The sequence below is a fragment of the Serratia sp. PL7 genome, assembly GCF_945957435.1.
The window spans coordinates 421,003-427,002 of record NZ_CAMFLB010000005.1 but is presented as its reverse complement, the minus strand read 5'-3'; the positions used below and the strand labels follow the sequence as shown (position 1 = coordinate 427,002).

General features: G+C 53.2%; 5 protein-coding genes and 2 pseudogenes. All 7 read left to right on the top strand.

The genetic code is table 11. The features are described 5' to 3' along the window. Positions 1–646, top strand: a pseudogene (locus N6G83_RS24380) (endo-N-neuraminidase); the annotation flags it as partial. A 13-nt stretch (positions 647–659) separates the two neighbouring features. Next, a complete protein-coding gene (locus N6G83_RS24375) occupies positions 660–929 on the top strand; it encodes a hypothetical protein (protein ID WP_161283480.1) in 270 nt (89 codons plus the stop codon). 361 nt (positions 930–1,290) lie between these two features. Further along, positions 1,291–1,476 (top strand): annotated as a pseudogene (locus tag N6G83_RS24370) (cytochrome c nitrite reductase Fe-S protein); the annotation flags it as partial. Beyond that, positions 1,473–2,420, top strand: coding sequence for a cytochrome c nitrite reductase subunit NrfD (gene nrfD, locus N6G83_RS24365; protein ID WP_211135698.1), 948 nt, complete (start codon positions 1,473–1,475; stop codon positions 2,418–2,420). The pseudogene N6G83_RS24370 and the gene nrfD, both read left to right, overlap by 4 nt. A 216-nt stretch (positions 2,421–2,636) precedes the next feature. After that, the gene (nrfE, locus tag N6G83_RS24360) at positions 2,637–4,334 is read left to right on the top strand and encodes a heme lyase NrfEFG subunit NrfE (RefSeq protein ID WP_211135697.1); all 1,698 of its coding nucleotides are present in this window, start codon (positions 2,637–2,639) and stop codon (positions 4,332–4,334) included. Beyond that, positions 4,322–4,708, top strand: coding sequence for a cytochrome c-type biogenesis protein CcmH (locus tag N6G83_RS24355; RefSeq protein WP_211135696.1), 387 nt, complete (start codon positions 4,322–4,324; stop codon positions 4,706–4,708). The genes nrfE and N6G83_RS24355 overlap by 13 nt, the downstream gene beginning before the upstream one ends. Further along, positions 4,705–5,286, top strand: a complete 582-nt coding sequence (locus N6G83_RS24350; RefSeq protein WP_211135695.1) for a heme lyase NrfEFG subunit NrfG — start codon at positions 4,705–4,707, stop codon at positions 5,284–5,286. The genes N6G83_RS24355 and N6G83_RS24350 overlap by 4 nt, the downstream gene beginning before the upstream one ends. Positions 5,287–6,000 lie beyond the last annotated feature (714 nt).

Here is a 6,000-nt window from a genome sequence, read left to right as displayed (position 1 = left end):
GTCCCTCTATGGCAACCTGCTGTCTAATTATCTGCGTGCCCGCGGTAATGAAATGGTGCTGATGGCGGGTTTCGCCAGCACCGGCATTTTTAGCTATGCTGCATCATCTGGACTGTTTGAACCGGAGAAATCATACATCATAGAGGTGGAGGCATACTGCGCCAGCGGTACTGAAGACTTCACTTTCGGCGGTATTGTTTCCGGGACAGGTAAAGTCTCGACAACTTTCACGCTGTCAACGACACCCAGAAAAATGCGGGTGGAGTTCGTGACAGGAATTGCTGGCTCCTCAAACGGTATTTACTTCTCACGCTCAAATAACGGCGCGGATATTGTGATTAAGCGCGTCCGCTTCCTGAAGAAATACCTTCATGAAAATGCCATGTTAGCGAGCGCGACAAAAACCCTGAAGATAACCACGCAGTCCGGTGAGATTCAGATAGCCGCCAATGGAGGTTTTCAGTTCCCTGCATACAAAATACTGAGATTCATCAATGGATATCTGGTGGAGACATTTTCACAAATCAATAATGCCGCCGAGATAGATATCGCCTGGACATATTCATCAGGGCTCCTGACGGTAAACGTCACAGGCAAAGGCGGCTCTAAACAACTGGCAGTCAGTCAGACCAGCCAGCCGGGATAAGCAGGAGAAAATTATGTCGTTCACAGTAACAAAAGAAGTAAAAGAACTGGTTTCGTATCCTGAGCTGGGGGCATCATGCCAGCTGGTTACGGTCAGCAAAGAGGTGACCTATTCCGCAAAGCGCCTGGTAAGCCTGTCAGATGCAGGAGCGCAGGTGCTGTTCGATGTGTATGTGGGTGATTCAGTAACACCAGGAGAGCATTATCACATGTTCAGTTACTCCGGAGCAGGAAACCCGCTGGATGAGGCAGAGTTATCACTCAAAGAGTCCCTGGGCGCATAAATGTACCCCGCTGTCTGTGTAGAGGCAGCGTCATAAATACCACCGCTACGGATGGAGATATCTATAATGCAGGTGATTTATGCCCACGTGGTTATTGGATGGAGTATTCGGAAATTTAATTCGGTGTTGACCGTGTTTTTGTGGGGAATGCTGTTCCGCATGGTTTTCGGGGAAAGCGACTGGATAGCAATACTGACAACCTCGTTTTCCTGGCGTTCACCTTACGGAGATGAAGTAAATTTTAAGGCATGAATAATCAATTTAGGCCCTGGTCTTTTAGTATCAAATATTCTTGATTCACCTTTTTTTTGATGTATCAATAGTTTTTCAATTTGGTATCAAATTTTTTCGCGCGCTATAGGGCAAGCAGCCAGCCTGTGTTCTGTCGTGCCCCACCAAGGCATTAACCTTTGGCAATCTCGACGATCCACACAGTGATATTTCGCGTCTGCTGCAGCAAAAGACCACTTATCGCTACAAGATAGCCTTGGGGACACGGCCAAAAATGTATCGCGTGCCGTTTAAATATGGGGAGACAAGTCAATGACTTCTGCCTTTCATTTTGACTCTCTGGTCTGGGACTGGCCCATTGCGATTTACCTGTTCCTGATCGGCATCTCTGCCGGTTTGGTCACCCTGGCTATCCTGTTGCGCCGTTATCATCCAGAGGAGGGGGCCTCAAACAGCCGGGTGATGTTAACCACGCTGTTTATCGCACCAACCTCGGTCATGCTTGGGCTGGTGATCCTGATTTTCCACCTGACCCGCCCGTGGACCTTCTGGAAACTGATGTTCCACTATAGCTTCACCTCGGTGATGTCGATGGGGGTGATGCTGTTCCAAGTCTACATGGTGGTGCTGGTGGTCTGGCTGGCGCTGATCTTCCGTGACGAGGTGGCGGCGCTGCAACAGCGTTGGTTGCCAAAGTTGTCGGTGATCCCACGCCTGCTGCAGCGCTTGCTGCCGCTGTTGCGGCCAATAGAAACGGTAATGTTGGTGTTGGCGGTGCTGTTGGGGGCTTATACCGGTTTCCTGCTCTCGGCGCTGAAGTCGTACCCGATGCTGAATAACCCGCTGTTACCGGTGCTGTTCCTGTTCTCTGGCGTTTCGTCCGGGATCGCGGTGGCACTGCTGGTGGCGGCCTTCGGACCTAAAGGTCATCTGCACAGCCGGGAAGTGCATTTCCTGCATCGCCTGGAGACGCCGGTGGTGTGGCTGGAGATCTTCCTGCTGGCGGCGTTCTTCATCGGCCTGTGGCTGGGGGATGACGGCAAACTCCGTGCCTTGTCGGCCGCGCTTGGCGGTGGGTTCTGGTCCTGGTGGTTCTGGTTGGGCGTTGTTGGTTGCGGGCTGATTATGCCATTGCTGCTGAAAGCTCTGGGCTGGGGGAAAGCGCATTTCCATATCCTGTTGATCAGCGGCGCTAGCCTGTGTGGCGTGCTGTTGCTGCGTTATTTTATTCTGTATGCCGGGCAGATGACGGTTGCCTGAGTGCTTACCCGTCGTCTTTCAAGCCGCAGCGTTGTTACCTGCACTTACCCACCCCGGTCACTTACTAAAAGTAAGCTCCTGGGGATGAACAAGCTTGTCGCCTGGTAGTGCTGTACAAGGATGTACGAATGCCGCGAGCGCAGGGATGCGCATGAGCGGCCGACTTTAAATCCATAGGGTAGAGCAGGACAGATAGAAGAGAATAAGGCGGTAGATGTGTTGTGGTTACCCGAGCTGGGATTTATTGCGTTATTGCTGGCCTGTACGGCGTCGCTGCTGCTGGCTGGCATTACGCTGTTGACGTTGATGGATCGCCGTTGGGGTGCGCTGTTGCCAGTGCGTGGCTGGAGCCTGAGCATTTTTGTGTTAATCGCACTGTCTTTCGCCATTCTGCTACAGCTGTTTTTGCAAAATGACTTCTCGGTCATGTACGTAGCACAGCATGGTCACAGCCAGTTGCCACCGCTGATGAAGGCTGGGGCGCTGTGGGGCGGGCACGAAGGCTCGCTGCTGCTCTGGCTGCTGTGCCTGGCCGGTTGGTCTGCCTGCTTTGCCTTGTTCAGCCCTAAATCGATGCGCTCACTACAGCCGCTCACGCTGGCCATTCTGGCGTTGATCGTCGGCTGTTTTCTGCTTTTCATCCTGTTCTTCTCCGATCCTTTCGTTCGGCTCTTCCCCGCCGCGGTTCAAGGGCGCGATCTGAACCCGATGCTGCAACATATCGGCCTGGTCCTGCACCCTCCTCTGCTCTATTTGGGCTATGCAGGGTTTGCCACCTGTAGTGCTCTGATGCTTGCTGCTTTGCTGCAAGGGGAGTTTAGCGCCGAGATTGCCGGGCAGTGCCTGCGCTGGGCCAAACCGGCCTGGTGTTTCCTCACTGCCGGGATTATTTTGGGGTCCTGGTGGGCTTACAGCGAGTTGGGCTGGGGCGGTTGGTGGTTCTGGGATCCGGTGGAGAATGCTTCACTGCTCCCTTGGCTGACCGCGACCGCTTTGTTACACAGTTTGGCAGTCGGCCAGCGTACCGGAGGATTGCGGCATTGGTCGCTATTGCTGACGTTAGGCACCTTTGTTCTCAGCCTGCTGGGCACCCTGATTGTGCGTTCTGGCATCCTGGTTTCAGTGCACGCCTTTGCGTTGGATGAGCAGCGTGCATTGCCGCTGTTTATCCTGTTTGCGTTCCTTAGTGGTTCATCGTTTTTGATTTATGCATTACGTGCCAACCGGGGGAAAGCCGTTATGTCCCCGTTGAAACCTGCATTGCTCGGCGCCTTGTTGCTTCTCAGTTCCGCCGCACTGATCGTGCTGGTGGGGACTTTGTACCCGATGCTCTATCGGATAATGGGGTGGGGGCAGATCTCGGTTGGCGCGCCTTATTTCAATCTGGTACTGCTGCCGTTTGGGCTGCTGGGTTTGGTGTTGATGTGTTACGGCGGATTCAGGCGGCGGCGTTATGCCCAGTGGATCGCTCACGCAGGAGTGCTGCTGACGGCATTAGGCATTGCCAGTTCGGCGCTGCAACGCCATGAAATCAGCCTGAACGTCACCGTGGGTGAGACGGTTAGCCTGGCGGGATACCAATTTACGCTGCGTTCGGTAGATCTACAGGCTCAGGCTAATTTCACCAGTGAACAGGCGGTGATTGAGGTTACTCAGCAAGGCAAGCCCGTGGCCCAGTTAACGCCTGAAAGGCGGTTTTACACCGCCCGCCGCCAACAGATGTTTGAGCCAGGCATCGACTGGAACGCTTTCCATGACTGGTACGTGGTGATGGGCGAAAAAAGTGGCGAGCAGCGTTATGCCATGCGCTTTTATGTGCAGACCGGCATCCGTTGGATCTGGTGGGGTGGGGCGTTGATGATGATTGGCGTGTTGGCCGCCGGTTGGCAAAGGAGGCAAGCATGCGCTGGTTAACTGCTCTGTTGTTGTGGGGGAGCATCACGTTGCCGCTGGCGGCCCAGATCGTCGATACCTGGGCATTCACCTCGCCGGAAATGCAGGAGCGGGCGCTGACGGTGGCAGGCCAGATCCGTTGCCCGCAATGCCAGAATCAGAGCCTGCTGGAGTCCAATGCCCCTGCGGCGGTCGCCATGCGCCATGAGGTGTTTGCCATGACCGAACAAGGCAAAACGCAGGAGGAAATCATGAGTTTTATGACGGCACGCTACGGTAACTTTGTCCGCTACCAACCGGCTTTTGAGCCCTCGACGTTGTTACTCTGGGGGCTGCCACCGCTGATGTTAGGGGCGATTGGGCTGGTGTTATGGCGGCGGAGGAAAGCGGAATGAAATCGCGTTCTTACCCTCTGCTGTTTATCGTGCTGGTGCTCGGCCTTTCCGCGGGTTGGTATGTGGCCAGCGGCCGTCCGGTTACCGTGTTGGCCGAACAGCATAAGCGCAGCTTGCCCGTCCAACCGCTCACGCCTCATCAGCAGGCCGAAAGCGAGTTTCAGCAGTTACAGCAACAGATCGACCAGTCACCGCAGGACAGCGTGTTGTGGGCGCAGCTGGGGGAATATTATCTGTTTAACGATAATTTTGCCGATGCGCAGGCGGCCTATCAGCGGGCATTGGCTCTGCGGGGGGCGAATGCCGAACTTTACTCGGCGTTGGCAACAGTGCTTTATTACCAGGCAGGCCAGCGTATTACCCCGCAGGTGGAGAGCAATATAGCAAAGGCTTTGGCACTGGATAAGGATGAGGTCTCGGCGTTGATGTTGCTGGCTGCCGATGCCTTTATGCATACGGAATATGCCAAGGCGATAAGCTTATGGCAACGCCTGTTGGACAGCCAGTCGCTACGGGTTAACCGGCCACAGCTGATTGAGGCTATCAATATGGCCAAGCTGCTGTTACAGAATCAATAAAATTGAGCGATTTCCCCTCACCCTAACCCTCTCCCAAAGGGAGAGGGGACCGTACGTGCCACCTGTTGGCTAATTTATTTATCCTATATATCAATATATTAAAGTTAATCTCTGCACAAAACGACAACGCCGTAGCAACTCCCTTTCCTGGGGGGACCGTACGTGCCACCTGTTGGCTGATTTATTTATCCTATATATCAATATATTAAAGTTTAACTCTGCACATAACGATAACGCCGTAGCAACTCCCTCTCCTAGGGGAACCGTACGTGCCACCTGTTGGCTAATTTATTTATCCTATATATCAATATATTAAAGTTAAACTCTGCACAAAACGGCAACACCGTAGCAGCTCCCTCTCCTGAGGGGACCGTGCGTGCCACCTGTTGGCTAATTTATTTATCCTATATATCAATACATTAAAATTAAACTCTGCACAAAACGACAACGCCGTAGCAGCTCCCTCTCCTGAGGGGACCGTACGTGCCACCTGTTGGCTAATGTATTTATCCTAATATATCAATATATTAAAGTTAAACTCTGCACATAACGACAACGCCGTAGCAACTCCCTCTCCTAGGGGAACCGTACGTGCCACCTGTTGGCTAATGTATTTATCCTATATATCAATATATTAAAGTTAAACTCTGCACAAAACAGCAACGCCGTAGCAGCTCCCTCTCCTGGGGGAGAGGGTTGGGGTGAGGGGGCCGG